The following is a 15,832-nucleotide window of genomic DNA, read 5'->3' on the forward strand; positions in this document are numbered from 1 at the left end:
CTTAGTTGTTTCATTGAACTGTTTACATTCAAGGCCGTTTCGTTTGATTGACTTACCTGTTACTGACTCACGCTCACCCCTCACCAATCCGCTGACCCTGTATCTGGCGCGACTGGCGCCATCCAGCCAACTGACCATGCGTTATGTGCTGCAAGATGCCGCCGACCGCCTGGGCTTCGAAGACCAGGATATCGAGGAGATACCCTGGCACAACTTGCAGCCCGAGGATGTGATCGCCCTGGTGGCCACTTTGCGTTCGGATGGTTATGCGCCGAACACCTCCTCGCTGTATGTCAACGCGGTGCGCGGGGTGATGAACGAAGCGTGGCGCATGAGCCTGATCTCTCAGGACCATCTGTTGAAGATGCGTACGGTGAAGGGCATGGCCGGGACACGGCTGTCCCAGGGGCGCAATCTCAGGCGCACGCTGATTCAGGAATTGATGGCGGTCTGCGCCGCCGATCCGCGGCCGCAAGGCCTGCGGGATGCAGCAATCATCGGGATTCTGTACGGTTCGGGGATGCGCAAATCCGAATCGGTGAACCTGGAGCTGAACCAGGTCGATTTCACCGAGCGCAGCCTGCGGGTGACGGCCAAGGGCAACAAACAGTTGATCAAGTACGCCCCGGCCTGGGCCTTCGCCAAGCTTGAAGCCTGGCTTGAGCTGCGCCGTTCGCTGCTCAAGGACGGCGAGCCGGACGACCCGTTCCTGTTCAACCGCATCCGCCGGGGCAGCCATATCACCCGTGAGCGCATCACCAAGCACGCGATTTACTACATCGCCCGGCAGCGGGGCGCGCAGGTCGGGGTGAAAATCATGCCCCACGACTTCCGGCGTTCATTCATAACCCGGGTGATCGAAGAGCATGACTTGTCGATTGCGCAGAAGCTGGCGCACCACAGCAACATCCAGACCACAGCCAACTACGATGTGCGCGATGACAACGAGCGGCGTCGGGCAGTGGATCGATTCGATCTGTGAGCGATCACATCTCGCTCAGCACATGGGCATGGCCGATGGTCGAGACCTGAACCGAGCTGCCGGCGGGTGGTGCATACATGCCTGAGCTGCGCACCAGCAGTGATCGGCCCGGTTGCTCGCGGCTGGTCAATGGCTGGAGTTCCACCGTCAGCGTGCAGGTGTTGCCGCTGAAGTCCCGGTCGGTGACCACGGCCCGGCAACCGCTGGCTTCCGGGTCGCTGGGCAGGATGCTGGCCAGTTGCAGCTGTTCGGGACGCAGCATGATCTGTGCCGCGCTGTTGTTGCGGTGGTTGTTGACCGGGATTCGCCCCAGGTCGCAATGGGCCCAACCGGCCTCGATGCGCGCGGGCATGACCACGGCATCCCCCAGGAACAGGGCGGTCTGTTCATCCTCGGGGTAGCGGTAGAGGTCCAGCGGATGCCCTGACTGGACCAGTCGGCCATGGCGCATCACCGCCAACTGGTCGGCGAACGACAGGGCTTCACTCTGGTCATGGGTGACCAGAATGGTGGTGACGCCTGCGTCTTCCAGCAGCCGCGCAACCATCTTGCGCATTGCGGCGCGCAATCCGGTATCGAGCGCCGAGAATGGCTCGTCCAGCAGCATCAGCCGTGGCTGTTGCGCCAACGCCCGGGCCAGGGCCACGCGCTGTTGCTGGCCACCGGACAATTCGTGAGGCCAGCGCTCGGCCATCTTCGCGTCCAGCGCCACGCTGTCCATCAGTTCGGCGATTCGCTGTTGTTTTTCAGTGCCCTTGGTCGCCAAGCCGAAGCCGATGTTCGCGGCCACGGTCATGTGCGGGAACAGCGCACCGTCCTGCGGCACGTAGCCGATCAGGCGTTGATGGGCCGGCACTTCGTGGGTGCCGTCGACCAGGGTCTGGCCATTGAACGAAAGACGTCCGGCGTCGGGGAATTCGAAGCCGGCAATCATCCGCAGTAACGTGGTTTTACCGGAGCCGGAAGGACCGACGATCACCGTGCGACTGCCGCTGGGCACCGACAGGCTGACGTTGTCCAGGGCGCAATGGGCGCCATAGGATTTGTAGAGGGCATTCAATTCAAGAGTGTTCATCGGCCAGCCGTTTTTTTCGATTGGTGATAAAGAAGTCCGGTCAGCGGCAGCGACAGCATAACCATCAACAAGGCGTAGGGTGCAGCGGCGGCATAATCGATTTCGCTGGTCATGGCCCAGAATCCGGTCGCCAGGGTGCGCGTGCCATTCGGAGCCAGCAACAGGGTGGCGGTCAGCTCGTTGGTGATCGCCAGGAACACCAGCGCCGCGCCGGCGGCAGCCCCTGGAGCGGCCAGTCGCAAGGTGATCAGCCACAGTGCCCGGGCCGGCGAGCGGCCCAGGCTGCGGGCAATGTTTTCCAGTTCCACCGGGGCCTGGGCAATGCCTGCGCGCAGGCTCACCAGCGCGCGGGGCAAGAACATCAACAGGTACGCCAGCAGCACGGTGAAGGTGGTCTGGTAAATCGGCCGGGCAAAATGGATCGTGACGGTCACCAACGCCAGCGCCACGATAATTCCCGGCAGGGAACTGGTGATGTAGTTGCAGCTTTCCAGTACCCGTTGCAGTCGGCCGGGGTAGCGGATTGACAGCCAGGCGATCGGGATCGCCGCGCAGGTGGTCAGCGCCGCGCCCGCAATACCGAGCAACAGGGTTTGCTCCAGGGCCGGCAGCAATTCGGCCATGTCCCAGACTTCCACACCGCCGGCGATCAGCCATTTGCCCAGGGTGATCAAGGGCACGCCCAGGGCCAGGGTGCAGGTCACGATTTGCAGGGTCAACGAGAGCAGGGTGGATGCCGGTTTCAGGCACACGACCCGTTGCTCCCGGGCGCTTCCCGAACCGACGCGAGCATAACGGGCAGAACCCCGGGCGGCGGATTCGGCCGTCAACATCGCCAGGCAACACAACGCCAGCACGCTGGCCAGCATGTGCGCCGCTGCGCCGTTGAAGGTCGATTTGAACTGATCGAAGATCGCGGTGGTAAAGGTGTCGAAGCGGATCATCGCGTACAGGCCGTATTCGGCCAGCAGGTGCAGGCCGACCAGCAAGGCGCCACCGCAGATCGCCAGACGCAATTGCGGCAACACCACGCGGAAAAACACTTTCCAGGGTTTTAGCCCCATGGATTCGGCGACGTCTTCAATGGCCGGGTCGAGCCGGCGCAAGGTGGCCGCTACCGGCAAATACAGGAACGGGAAGTAGGCGATGACCGAGACCAGGACACCGGCAAACAAGCCGTGGATCGGTGGCACCAGGCTGACCCAGGCGTAGCTGTGAACGAACGCGGGCACCGCCAGCGGTGCGGTGGCCAGCAACGACCACCAGCGTCGTCCGGGCAAATTTGTACGTTCTGTGAGCCACGCCAGTGTCACCCCCAGCGCCACGCACAACGGAATCGTCAGCAGTACCAGCAATACGGTATTGATCAGCAGTTCGCCAACCCGGGGGCGGAACACCAGGGTCACGACGGTTGACCAGCCTGTCTGCAGGGACACGCCAATAACGTAAGCGATCGGTAGCAGTGCCAGTAATGAAACCAGCACCGACAAACCGATCACCCATACACCGCCACGTCCCGCAAAGACTCCGCGGGATCGTCGACGCAAATGTGCGGGTGTCGCCTCGGCGACACCCGCAGGCAGGGTTTCAGGCATCAATTTAGAGCAGTCCGGCCTGTGTCATCAGCTCCACGGCTTTTTTGCTGTCGAGTTTGGAAGCATCGACAGTCGGCGCATCGAGTTGCTGCAGGGGCACCAGTTTAGGGTTGGATTCAGCGTTCTTGCCCACGGCGTACTCAAACGACTTGCCGTTCTTCAGGACGGCCTGGCCATCCTTGCCGGTAATGTATTTGAGAAACGCCTGGGCTTGTTCTTTGTGTTGGCTGGAAGCGAGGACGCCGCCGCCGGAGATGCTAACAAAAGCGCCCGGATCTTTGTGCTTGAAATAGTGCAGGGCGGTGTTTTTGCTGTTTTCGCCGGTCTTGGACTGATCCACCAGGCTGTAATAGTGGTAGATCACGCCGCTGTCGATCTGCCCGGCATTCACCGCCTTGAGTACCGAGCTGTTGCCACGGTAGTTGGTGTAGTTGGTTTTCATCGCTTTCAGCCATTCCAGCGTGGCGGCTTCACCCTTTTGTTCCAGGATGGCAGCGACGATGGCCTGGAAGTCAGCACCGCCTGGCGAGGCAGCCCAGCGACCCTTCCAGCTCGGATCGGCCAGATCCATGATCGATTTCGGCAGATTGGCTTCCGACAGTTTGCCCGGGTTGTACACAAACACCGTGGAGCGCGCGGCAATCCCGACCCATTTGCCGTGGGCCGGGCGGTAGGCGGAGTCAACCTGTTCCAGCGTGGTCTTGTCGACAGGCGCAAACAGCCCGGCGTTGTCGACCAGTACCATGGCCGGGGAGTTTTCGGTCAGGAATACGTCCGCCGGAGAAGCCGTGCCTTCCTGCACGATCTGGTTGCCCATCTCGGTGTCATCGCCGTTACGCAAGGTCACGGGAATACCGGTTTCCTGGGTAAAGCCCTCGACCCAGGCCTTGGTMAGGCCTTCGTGTTGCGCGTTGTACACCACGATGCCGACGGAGTCAGCTGCGTAGACCTGGCCAGCGCTGAGCAAAGCGGTGGCCAGCAGGGCCTTTTTCAAGAACGAAGGGATGTTGGGAATCATTCTGCGGGCTGCTCCTGGTGCATTTTTTTGAAAGTCATGCGCATTGAAACGTTTGTAAATCAATGCGAATCATTTGCATATTTTGAATTGCAGGGAATGTAGAGATCCAAATGAGAAAATAACGTAAAAAAAACCGTAAATACATGTAATTTTCATTCAGATTAGCAGCGCTGTGCCCACTGTGGTTCGACTCGTCGCTTAAACGATGCGAAAACGAAAAACCCGAGAGGCCGGTTCGACCTCTCGGGTTTTTTGCGTCTTGCCTGTCAGGGCTGGATTTGCGGGAAGATCAGGACTTGCAGGTTGCCGCGCTGATAGCGTTTTCCGTCGATGGGCAGCGCCTCGACTTCCTGAATTTCATCGACGCTGTTGACCCTCATCACCACCCCGACCGAGCCCTTCTTACGCGCTTCGGTCATCCATTGCCCGATGTCTTGCTGAGTCACTTTGCGCGAGGCCGCGTCCGGATCCGAAAGACCATACTTGAGCTCGCCGACAACATTGTACAGCGCCACTTCCGGTCGCCTGGTCAGCCACGACAAGGCCGAGGCCGCTCCCAGGTCGTTGCTCAGCAGCGAGGTGGTCTGGTTCAGGCTGTCCAGGTGTTCGGCGATAAACCGGTCGGGCATCTTGCTGTCGACGATCTGGCCCGGCATGGCGGCGGGCAGCAGTGCCACCAGCAGCCAGATGCCGAGGGCCGGCATCGCCCATAACGTCAATGGCCGCAGGATTTGCAGGGCGTTGGCGATGATCCAGCCCAACAGCACGATGAACGCCAGGGACAGGCTGAACATCTCGGTATTCTCAAAAACCTCTTTGCTCAGTTGCAGGTACAGCAAAGCGATCAAGGCCGTCGTGGCAATGACCACGTTGAGCCAGCCGTTGACGCGAATCGTCCGCCCCTGTGCGCGTTCCAGCAGGCTGGTCAGCGCATGACCCATCAGCAGCGCCAGCGGCAACAGGCACGGCATGATGTAGGTCGGCAACTTGCCGCTGCTCACGCTGAAAATCGCCAATGGCAACAACAGCCAGAGCAGGAGAAAACCGCTGACGGGCTGGCGCTTGTCGTTCCAGGCCTGGATGAACGTTGTCGGCAACAACGCGGCCCAGGGCAGGGCGGAGACGACCAGCATCGGCAGGTAGAACCACCACGGCCGGGCGTGTTGCGCATTGTCGGCGGCGAAGCGGCGTACGTGCTCGTTCCAGAAGAAGAAATTCCAGAAGTCCGGTTCCTGATGATGAATGGCCAATGTCCAGGGCAAGCAGACGGCCGCGGCGACCACAACAGCCAGTGGCCCGTAACGCAACAGCTCACCCATGCGGCGCTGCCAGAGCATGTAGGGCAGGGCGATCGCCGCTGGCAGCAGCCAGGCCAGAAAGCCCTTGGTCATGAAGCCCATGCCGCAGGCGATACCCAGCATCGTCCAGGCACCCAGGCGGGCACGCGTGGTGCGGCTGTCGATGGCAAACCACAGTGAAACCAGGCTCAGGTTGACCCACAGGGTGAACTGCGGATCGAGGTTGGCGTACCCGGCCTGACCGGCAATCAGCCCGAAGCTCATGTACAACAGTGCGCAGGCAAAGCTTTTGCGCGGATCGCCCCAGAACCGGCGGGCAATCAGGTAGGTCAGCCACACGCTCAGCCCGGTACTCAACGCTGAGGCGATGCGTACCCCGAACAGATTGTCACCAAACACCGCCTGGCCGATGGCAATCATCCAGTACCCGGCAATCGGCTTCTCGAAATAACGCAAGCCCATGAAGTGCGGTGAGATCCAGTTCCCGCCCTGCAGCATTTCCTGGCTGATCTGGGCATAACGGGTTTCATCGGGAATCCACAGACCGTGGCTCATCAGCGGCAGCAAGTAGAACACGATGAACGCCAGTAACAACGCCAATAGCATCCAGCGCTCGCTGGTCGGCGCGGGTGGGGCGTACAGACGGGAAGAATGGCCAGTAAAATCTGGCAATGGCTGATTAGACGTCATGTCTCGACCTTGGCGCTTAGATGGCTGGTTGAAAAGTGATGTGCAACTAGTGAGAGAGAAAACCGGAATGATATTGAACGGCGAGAAGTGCAATCACACTTCTCGCTGTTTTGTTCAGGTTCCATTCAGTCCGGCTTGAAACAACTTAGTGGCAAAGTTCTCGGTCCGTAATGATTTCAGTTTTTTTCTTGTAACAGAGTGTTCCAGTCTTCGGCATTCACAATACCGAGTACTTGCAGTTGACCATTTCCATCGATGTGGACAAACAGCGCGCTGGCGTACTCGGCGTCCTTCGCCGAATGCTTCAGGCCGGCCTGCTTTTCAAAGTCGGCGATGCAACCGCTGTGGGTCACCAGCACCAGGTTGCGATGGGCTACCTTGTGCGCCACGACATCGTTACGCAGGGTCGTGCCGCAGGTCGCCAGCCACTCCTGGGTCCGTGGGTCGCTGTTGAACATGTAATGCGCGGTCTGCACGGTGCGCGTCACCGGGCTGGTCAGGATGTCGGCTTGCGTCAAACCCAGGCGTGCCAGGCCTTGCCCGACACCGGCGGCCGCTTCACTGCCGATTCGGGTAATACCGTCAGCCGGGCCCAGGCAAGGATTGCTGGAACGGTCGCAGCGCTCGGCATGACGAACCAGCACCGCGATCTCGCCGGCACTCCATTGTTGCAGCAATTGGGCCCGGGCTTGCGCGCCCTCATGGGCCAGGTTGGCCGGGGATTTCGGCCACAGGACCAAACCGGTGACCACCGCGGCGACGGTCAGTGCAGCAATGGCCACGACCGATTTAGACAGGCGCGAAGACGGTTTACGCGAGACGGAATTGACCAAGTTTGTCCACCAATAGGAGCGCCAGGGAAGTACTGTTAAACAAAACCTGAAACAGCACAAAAAATGTCCGCCGAGACTAAGTTCAGCGAATTAACTGCGGCCCACGTTAAATCCGTGCAGGTGTCGGGGCGGTGAAAGGAATGTGAAAAAATTGCATAGGAGGTTCGCTCGGATAATTTGTTTGGTACTGAGAAACGTTGTCTTTTACACTTGCATGGAATGACAGCGGGAAACAGAGAGGGCGTATGGGTTGGGATTAACGGCGAACGTGTCGCCGTTAATCCGGGAAGCAGGAGAAAAGGCGTTCAGGGCGAAGGGCAGCTCGCCTGTGGTCTGGCGGCAGCCTGGCTGATCAGCGCGGCCAGGCGTTTGACGTTGTTTTGCTGGGCAAGCACCAGGTCATCGATGCTCGCACCTGACGGTGTTTGCAAGGTGCTGCGGCAAATCACCCGTGCCGTGTCGCCGATGCCGGCACTGCGCAGACGCCATTTCACGTCCATMAACGCGTATTGACCGGGGACCGAGTCAAAACGCTGCACATCGACCCGCACCGAATATTTGCCTTGTACCGGACTGTTGCTCAGTTGATCGGCCAGCGCACCGCGCAATTCATCCACGAGGGTCGCAGCCCACCAATGGGTTTCCAGGATCGCCAGGCCACTGTTGCCTTGGCGAATGACGATCTGCGCACGATCGACCTGGGGCGGCACGCTGATCGTCTCGATCTGAATCACCCCGACGGTGGTCATTGAATGATCGCCCACCTGGGCCGGGGTCAGGGTGTGGAATTGAATCGGGTCACTGCGGCAAGCGGCGAGCAGCAATATCGCGGTGACCAGGGTGAACTTCAGCGGAAAAGCCATGGGTGTTGCTCCTGTGTTCAATTGCGCGGTGGCCCCTGCAGATCCACGGGTGCGGCATTGTTCGGACGGCCGCGAAGCAGCGATTCCGGATGCCGTCCCAGGTAATCCGAAAGATCACGCAAGGATCTCGACGTACGTCCCAGTTCATCCAGGGTTTGCCCCAGTTTTTCCCGTTGCGGTGAATCGTCGGCCAAGGTCGAACTGGCGGACTGCAGGGTCGAATTGGCGGTTTCCAGGGTTTTGCTGACATCTGACAAGGTGGTCTGCACGCCAGGCATGATCTTGCCGTTGAATTGCATGATGCCTTTGCGCAGTTCGACGAGATTGCCATCGAGATTGCCGGCGATTCGCTCGATCGGCAGTTTGTTGATCTTGTCGACCATGGACTCGAGTTTTTCCTGCAATTGCTCGAGGCTGCCGGGAAGGGTCGGAATCATGACCGGGCGTGCATTTGCATCGAAGGCGACTTTGTCGGCCTTGGGGTAGAAGTCCAGGGAGATGTACAACTGGCCGGTCAGGAAGTTGCCGGTGCGGGCCTGGGCACGCAGGCCGTTTTCGATGAAGGTGCCGATCAAGCGTACGCCAGCGGCTTCGTTATTAGGGTCATGATTGAGCGCCTTGAGCATTTTGATGTGGGCCTGGCCCAGGCGTTGCGGGTAAATCACGATGCCGACGTTGACCGGAAAGGAGCGTTTTTTCTCGTCGTAATCCAGATTGACTGCCACCACCTTGCCGATTTCCACGCCGAGGAATTCCACCGGAGCATCGACCTTGAGCCCGCGCATTGCCTGGTCGAAACGCATGGCCAGGTACTGCGGCTTGCCGTTTGGCGGGGCGAGGGCGGTTTGCTGGTCTTCGAACAGTTCGTAGGCGTACTCGGCAGCCGCAGGTTTATCGTCAGGGCTGTAGTCGGGCGCGCGGAAGGCAATACCGCCCACCAGCAAGGAAGACAACGATTCGGTCTTGACCGCAAAACCGTTGGCGCCGACGCTCACGTCTATGCCGCTGGCGTTCCAGAAACGGGTGTTTTCGGTGACGTACTTGTCATTGGGTGCATGGATGAACAGCTCGATGTTCACGCCTTTGCCATCCGGGTCCAGCGCGTAGGCCACCACCTGACCCACCGGGATCTTGCGGTAGTAGACCGGAGAGCCGATATCCAGCGACCCCAGGTCCTGTGTGAACAGGGTGAAACGCTTGCCCGGCTCGCCGTAGGTGATGGGCGGCGGACTCTCCAGCCCCATGAAGTTTTTTGCCCGGCCGTTGGCCTGGCCGATATCGGCACCGATGTAATCGCCCGACAGCAGCGTATCGATGCCGGACACACCGCCAGCGCCAATGCGCGGCCGCACGACCCAGAACTGCGAGTCTTCACGGGTAAAGCTTTCGGCCTGCTTTTCCAGTTTGATCGTGGCGTTGACGCTCTTCTGGTCAGCGCTCAGTTCCACATCGGAGACATGACCAATCACGACATTGCGGTATTTGACCTCGGTTTTATTCGCGGTCAGGCCGTCCCCGGTCTTGAACGTGACAACGATGGTCGGGCCTTGCTGCAGAATGCTGTGAACCACCAGCGAAATACCCACCAACACCGCGACGATCGGCACGATCCAGACCAGCGAGACGCTGAAACGGCGGGTCTTGATCGGCGCCGGCCCGGGGGCTTGCGGCCCGTCAGTGGCTTGTGACTTCATCCGTGACCTCCTCATTGTGTGGGTTTTCCCGTTCTTTATCCCAGATCATGCGCGGGTCGAAACTCATGGCCGAGAGCATGGTGAACACCACCACCAGACCAAAAAACAGAATGCCCGGGCGCGGCTCGATGTCGGCCAGGGCCTGGAATTTCACCAGCGAGGCCACCAGGGCGACCACGATCACATCGAGCATCGACCAGTAACCGATGACCTCGACGAAGCGGTACAGCGTCGACCGCTCTTTACGTGCCCACTCGCTGTCGCGTTGCACGGTGACCAGCAGCAGCGTGACGGCGACGAACTTGATGCCCGGCACCGCGATACTGGCAATGAAGATGATCAGGGCGATGTCCCAGGCTCCGGCTTGCCAGAACTCCAGCACGCCGCTCATGATCGTGCTGTCGGCGCCATGGCCGACCATTTTGGTGTTCATTACCGGCAGCAAATTGGCGGGGATGTAAAACACCAGGGCGGCGATCATGTAGGCCCAGGTCCGGGTCATGGCATTGGTCTTGCGTCGATGCAAAGGCGCGCCGCAGCGTTCGCATTCGTGAGGTTCGCCAGTCATGTCGCAGGCCAGCCCGCAGGTGTGACACAGGCACAGGTTGAGCTCGTCGGCGTACGGAGGTGTGCTCATACGATGTCCCATAGTTCGCGGATATCGCGCCCGGCGATGCGGATCATCATCAGGCTCAGCGCAGCCAGGGCAAACAACCCTATGCCGGGCAGCACATCGAGCAGTCCGGCGAGTTTGATCACTGCGACCATGGCGCCCAGCAGGCAGACTTCGAGCATGCTCCAGGGCCTCAGGGTTTCCAGCCAGCGCATGCAGAATTTGAATCCGGGCGAGCGTTGCCGGGAGAGGGCGAAGCCCAGCACCCAGATCAGCAGCAACAGCTGGAAAATCGGCGCGATGATCATGGCGATTGCCGCCACCATGGCGATGAACGTGATAGGCCCCAGGCTCAGGGCCAGCACCGAGTCCCAGAGCGTTGCGCTGTTCTTCACGCCTTTGAAGCTGATGCTCATCACCGGATAGAAATTGGCGAATACCCAGAGCATCAGCGCCGTGAAGGTCAAGGCAAGACGCTGTTCCACCRTGAGGCCGTTATAGCGCTGAAGCACGCCGCCGCAGCGCGTACACAGGGTTTTCTGATGTTTGGCGAGCGTTACTTTTTGGTACACGCTGTCGCAGTGCTCGCAGATGATCAGCTGATCAGTAGTTGCCATGGGTCAAGCTCAACAGAAGGCAGGAAGTTCAGAGCACCCCCTCAATATAGAAGTGACTCGCAATTGAGCAAATCGAAAGTCGCAAGCTGAAGGCTATCCGCCGCCGGGGGATGACTCGACCCACGGAATTACATGGGAAGCAAGCGACGAACGACTTCGAATTCCACTGCCTGCAATGGGCGTTTTAAAAATAACCGTACTAGGCTGACTCGGGTGCCTTGAGTAGCAACGGGAGTTCCATTGTTTGGGTCGTTGAACGCCTGGAACTAACCAGAGGGCATGGTTTGGGGTAACTCACCAGGGTCCGGTCACGGATTACTTGAAAACAAGTAGCCGGCCACAAGGATCCGTCCCGATAAAGGAAGGTCGCCATGAAAAAACTCTCGCATCGCTCAAGGTTCTACATTGCAGGTTCATTACTGATAGCGCTTAACGGTATGGCCCTGGCAGCACAAACAGAAAAGCCCAATATCCTGTTCATCGTGTCCGACGATACCGGCTACGGCGATCTGGGGCCGTACGGTGGCGGTGTCGGCCGGGGCATGCCGACACCCAGCATCGACGAACTGGCCGCTGAGGGCACAACCTTTTACTCGTTCTACGCGCAACCAAGCTGCACGCCAGGGCGAGCCGCGATGCAGACCGGGCGCATCCCCAATCGCAGCGGCATGACCACCGTGGCCTTCCAGGGCCAGGGCGGTGGTTTGCCCGCCGCCGAGTGGACGCTGGCCTCGGTGCTCAAGACCGGCGGTTACGAGACCTACTTCACCGGCAAGTGGCACCTGGGTGAAGCCGACTATGCGTTGCCCAATGCCCAGGGCTATGACGTGATGAAGTACGTCGGCCTCTATCACCTCAATGCCTACACCTACGCCGACCCGACATGGTTCCCCGACATGGACCCGGAAACCCGGGAAATGTTTACCAAGGTGACCAAGGGCGCACTCTCGGGCAAGGCGGGAGAAAAGGTCGTCGAAGAGTTCAAGATCAACGGCCAGTATGTTGATACGCCGGTCATCGATGGCAAACCCGGTGTAGTCGGGATCCCCTACTTTGACGGTTATGTCGAAAAAGCCGCACTGGAATTCCTCGACACCGCCGCCAAATCCGACAAGCCGTTCTTCATCAACGTCAACTTCATGAAAGTGCACCAGCCGAACCTGCCGGCACCGGAGTTCGTTCACAAGTCGATCTCCAAGTCCAAGTACGCCGACTCGGTGGTCGAACTGGATACGCGCATCGGCCATATCATGGACAAGCTCAAGGCGCTGGGCCTGGATAAGAACACGCTGGTGGTTTACACCACCGACAACGGCGCCTGGCAGGACGTTTATCCGGACGCCGGCTACACGCCATTCCGTGGCACCAAGGGCACCGTGCGCGAGGGCGGTAACCGGGTCCCTGCAATCATGACCTGGCCTGGAAAAATCAAGCCCAATGCCAAGAACCACGACATTCTCGGCGGGCTCGACTTGATGGCGACCTTCGCCTCGGTGGCCGGCATCAAGTTGCCGGAGAAAGATCGCGAAGGTCAGCCGATCTATTTCGACAGCTACGACATGACCCCGGTGATAACCGGCACTGGCCCCGACCCACGTAAAGAGTGGTTCTACTTCACCGAAAACGAGTTGTCGCCGGGGGCGGCCCGCGTAGGCAACTACAAGGCCGTGTTCAACCTGCGTGGCGACAACGGAGTGCCGACCGGCGGCCTGGCCGTGGACACCAACCTGGGCTGGAAAGGGGAGTCGAAGTACGTGGCGGTCGTGCCGCAAGTCTTTGACTTGCTGCAAGATCCACAGGAGCGCTACGACATCTTCATGAGTAACGTCACCGAGCGCACCTGGACCATGGTGCCGATCAGTCAGGCGATCAACAAGCTGATGCAGACCTACATCAAATACCCGCCACGCAAGCTGCAAAGCATGGGCTATGACGGGCCGATCGAGTTGTCCAAGTACCAGAAATTCCAGTCGATTCGGGAAAGCTTGCAGAAGGAGGGCGTCAATATCCCGGTGCCTAACTAGCGGTGCGGCAGCGGTCTTGCTCAAGACCGCTGCATTTCTGTCAGCCAGGCGGGGGAACTCCCTCGCCACGGCTACCCGGTCAACCGAGCACTTCCCGCATCCGATACCAGAACATGCCAAGGGCCAGCAACGGTGAACGCAGGGCGCGTCCGCCGGGGAAGGTCATGTGCGGCACGGCGCTGAACACGTCGAAGCCTTTGCTGTGGCCAGCATGGATCGCTTCGCCCAACAACTTCGCGCACCAGTGGGTCACGTTCAGGCCATGGCCGGAGTAACCCTGGGCGTAGAACACGTTCGGGTGCTGGCTCAGGCGCCCGACCTGGGGGAAGCGGTTGGCCGAGATACCGATCTTGCCGCCCCACTGAAAGTCGATGCGCGCATTGGCCAGTTGCGGGAACACCTTGAGCATCTGCGGGCGCATGTAGGCGCTGATGTCCGAAGGATCGCGCCCGGAGTAATGGCAGGCTCCGCCGAACAGCAAGCGCCGGTCAGCCGAGAGCCGGTAGTAATCCAGGCCGACTTTCTGGTCGCACAGCGCGAGGTTGTGAGGGATCAGTTGTCTCGCGGCATCTTCTGACAAGGGTTCGGTGGCAATGATGTAGCTGCCCGCCGGGAGCACCTTGCCGCTGAGCTTCGGTTCAAGCTCTTCGAGATGCGCGTTACAAGCCAGCACCAGCGTACCGGCACGCACCGTGCCACCGGCGCAACGGACCTGCACCGTGCTGCCGTGGATCAACTCCAGCACCGGACTCTGCTCGAAGATCTGCACGCCAAGTGACTCGGCGACCTTCGCTTCACCGAGCGCCAGGTTCAGCGGATGCAAATGTCCCGAGCCCATATCGACCAGGCCTCCTGCATACACGCCGGAGTTCACCACCTGTTCACGGATCTGCTCCGGCGCGACCAGCCGGGTTTCAAAGGCATAGCCGGACTCGATCAGCTCTGCCTGCTCGGCCTTGAACGCCTTGAACTGGGCCGGGGTATTGGCCAGTTCGCAAAAGCCCCAGCGCAGGTCGCAATCGATGCCTTGCTCTCGGATGCGATTGGCCACCACCTGCACCGATTCGGTCCCGGCGTACTCCAGGTATTGCACGCCTTCGGCACCGATGTGCTTTGCAAAGCCGCTGACGTCATGACCGATGCCGCGAATCAACTGGCCGCCGTTGCGCCCGCTGGCGCCCCAGCCAATCCGCCGAGCCTCCAGCAGGACCACCGAGAGCCCGCGCTGGGCCAGTTCGATGGCGGTGTTGATGCCGGTGAAGCCCGCGCCGACCACGCAGACATCGGCCTCCAGGTCCGAGGACAGCGCGGGACGCTGTCGCATGCCCCTGGCGGACGCCGCGTAATAGGAGAGGGTGTGTTCCTTGGTGTACTGATTCATTTGTTGGACTTCACTTTGCTCCACGAGCGGGTCATCAGACGCATGATCGACTGCGGCGGCGTGGTGGAGATGTAGAGTTTGTCGAGGACTTCCTGGGACGGATAAACCTCGGGATTGCCGACCAGCTCAGGGTCCATGTACTGCTTGGCGGCCGGGTTCGGGTTGGCATAACCGACCGAAGCACTGACCTTGGCAATCACTTGCGGGTCCAGCAGGTAGTTGATGAAGGCGTGGGCTTCTTTCGGATTACTGGCGTCGGCGGGGATGGCCAGCAGGTCAAACCACAGGTTGGCGCCTTCCTTGGGAATGGCGTAGGCGATGTTCACGCCGTTCCTGGCTTCCTTGGCGCGGTTGGCGGCCTGGAACACGTCACCCGAGTAACCGAAGGCCACGCAGATATCGCCATTGGCCAGGTCCGAAACGTACTTGGAGGAGTGGAAGTAGGTGATGTAGGGGCGGATCTGCAGCAGCTTGGCTTCGGCCTTTTTGAAGTCCTCGGGGTTTTCGCTGCGCGGGTCCATGCCCATGTAGTTGAGCATCGCCGGGAACACTTCGTCCGCCGAGTCCATCATCGACACGCCGCAGGCGCTGAGCTTCTTGATGTTTTCCGGTTCGAACAGCACTGCCCAGGAATCGATGTGATCGATGCCCAGCACTTGCTTGACCTTGTCGACGTTATAGCCGATGCCGTTGGTACCCCACAGGTACGGTACCGAGTGCGAGTTGCCCGGATCGTTTTTCTCCAGCAGCGTCAGCAGTTTCGGGTCAAGGTTCTGGAAACTCGGCAGTTGCTCGCGATCGAGCTTGAGGAACGCACCCGCCTTCACCTGACGGGCGAGGAAGTGGTTGGACGGCACCACCACGTCATACCCGGTACGACCGGCAAGCAGCTTGCCCTCCAGGGTTTCGTTGGAATCGAATACGTCGTAGATCACCTTGATCCCGGTTTTCGCCTGGAAGTCGACGAGGGTGGTTTCGCCGATGTAGTCGGTCCAGTTGTAGACGCTGACCTGTGGCTGAGCCTGGGCAACGGCGCTGAACAGGACCGCCAGCGCGGCCGGGACCACGGATTTCAATAGACGCATATCGACACCTCTTGGAGTTATTGGATTCTTCAGGTGATTCTTTGGTGGTCTGTCGGCCCTCATC

At 59.9% G+C, this 15,832-nt stretch carries 13 protein-coding genes; 2 read left to right on the forward strand and 11 right to left on the reverse strand.

What is annotated here, in order from left to right; genetic code table 11:
* Positions 1-43: 43 nt before the first annotated feature.
* Positions 44-982, forward strand: coding sequence for a site-specific integrase (locus tag AC1DVH_RS09940; RefSeq protein WP_477753655.1), 939 nt, complete (start codon positions 44-46; stop codon positions 980-982).
* A gap of 4 nt (positions 983-986) precedes the next feature.
* On the opposite strand, the gene AC1DVH_RS09945 is transcribed toward AC1DVH_RS09940, so the two are convergent.
* From AC1DVH_RS09945 to AC1DVH_RS09985, 9 genes are all read right to left on the reverse strand, one after another.
* The gene (locus tag AC1DVH_RS09945; protein WP_477753656.1) at positions 987-2,057 is read right to left on the reverse strand and encodes an ABC transporter ATP-binding protein; all 1,071 of its coding nucleotides are present in this window, start codon (positions 2,055-2,057) and stop codon (positions 987-989) included.
* A complete protein-coding gene (locus AC1DVH_RS09950; protein ID WP_477753657.1) occupies positions 2,054-3,652 on the reverse strand; it encodes an ABC transporter permease in 1,599 nt (532 codons plus the stop codon). The genes AC1DVH_RS09945 and AC1DVH_RS09950 overlap by 4 nt, the downstream gene beginning before the upstream one ends.
* Before the next feature lie 4 nt (positions 3,653-3,656).
* Positions 3,657-4,670, reverse strand: coding sequence for an iron ABC transporter substrate-binding protein (locus AC1DVH_RS09955; protein ID WP_477753658.1), 1,014 nt, complete (start codon positions 4,668-4,670; stop codon positions 3,657-3,659).
* A 266-nt stretch (positions 4,671-4,936) separates the two neighbouring features.
* Positions 4,937-6,658, reverse strand: coding sequence for a lipid IV(A) 4-amino-4-deoxy-L-arabinosyltransferase (arnT, locus tag AC1DVH_RS09960; protein WP_477753659.1), 1,722 nt, complete (start codon positions 6,656-6,658; stop codon positions 4,937-4,939).
* 176 nt (positions 6,659-6,834) lie between these two features.
* Positions 6,835-7,491, reverse strand: coding sequence for a lipopolysaccharide core heptose(II)-phosphate phosphatase PmrG (pmrG, locus tag AC1DVH_RS09965; protein WP_477753660.1), 657 nt, complete (start codon positions 7,489-7,491; stop codon positions 6,835-6,837).
* Between the two features lie 305 nt (positions 7,492-7,796).
* Positions 7,797-8,354 carry a PqiC family protein gene (locus AC1DVH_RS09970; protein ID WP_477753661.1) on the reverse strand — a complete coding sequence of 186 codons (558 nt, stop codon included), beginning with the start codon at positions 8,352-8,354 and terminating at the stop codon, positions 7,797-7,799.
* Positions 8,355-8,371: 17 nt separating this feature from the next.
* Positions 8,372-10,048 carry a PqiB family protein gene (locus tag AC1DVH_RS09975; RefSeq protein WP_477753662.1) on the reverse strand — a complete coding sequence of 559 codons (1,677 nt, stop codon included), beginning with the start codon at positions 10,046-10,048 and terminating at the stop codon, positions 8,372-8,374.
* Entirely contained in the window at positions 10,029-10,685 is a 657-nt protein-coding gene (locus tag AC1DVH_RS09980; RefSeq protein ID WP_477753663.1) for a paraquat-inducible protein A, read from the reverse strand. The genes AC1DVH_RS09975 and AC1DVH_RS09980 overlap by 20 nt, the downstream gene beginning before the upstream one ends.
* Complete coding sequence (locus AC1DVH_RS09985) at positions 10,682-11,278, reverse strand: paraquat-inducible protein A (protein WP_477753664.1); 597 nt, start codon at positions 11,276-11,278, stop codon at positions 10,682-10,684. The genes AC1DVH_RS09980 and AC1DVH_RS09985 overlap by 4 nt, the downstream gene beginning before the upstream one ends.
* A gap of 371 nt (positions 11,279-11,649) precedes the next feature.
* On the opposite strand from AC1DVH_RS09985, the gene AC1DVH_RS09990 reads away from it, so the two are divergent.
* Positions 11,650-13,302 (forward strand): arylsulfatase, encoded by a 1,653-nt coding sequence (locus AC1DVH_RS09990; RefSeq protein ID WP_477753665.1) that lies wholly within the window; start codon positions 11,650-11,652, stop codon positions 13,300-13,302.
* A 79-nt stretch (positions 13,303-13,381) separates the two neighbouring features.
* On the opposite strand, the gene AC1DVH_RS09995 is transcribed toward AC1DVH_RS09990, so the two are convergent.
* Together AC1DVH_RS09995 and AC1DVH_RS10000 are read right to left on the reverse strand one after the other, a co-directional pair.
* Positions 13,382-14,683, reverse strand: a complete 1,302-nt coding sequence (locus tag AC1DVH_RS09995; RefSeq protein ID WP_477753666.1) for an NAD(P)/FAD-dependent oxidoreductase — start codon at positions 14,681-14,683, stop codon at positions 13,382-13,384.
* Positions 14,680-15,768, reverse strand: coding sequence for a polyamine ABC transporter substrate-binding protein (locus AC1DVH_RS10000; protein ID WP_477753667.1), 1,089 nt, complete (start codon positions 15,766-15,768; stop codon positions 14,680-14,682). Before AC1DVH_RS10000 ends, AC1DVH_RS09995 begins: the two co-directional genes overlap by 4 nt.
* Positions 15,769-15,832: the final 64 nt, after the last annotated feature.

Source organism: Pseudomonas sp. P4_C3 (assembly GCF_056402075.1).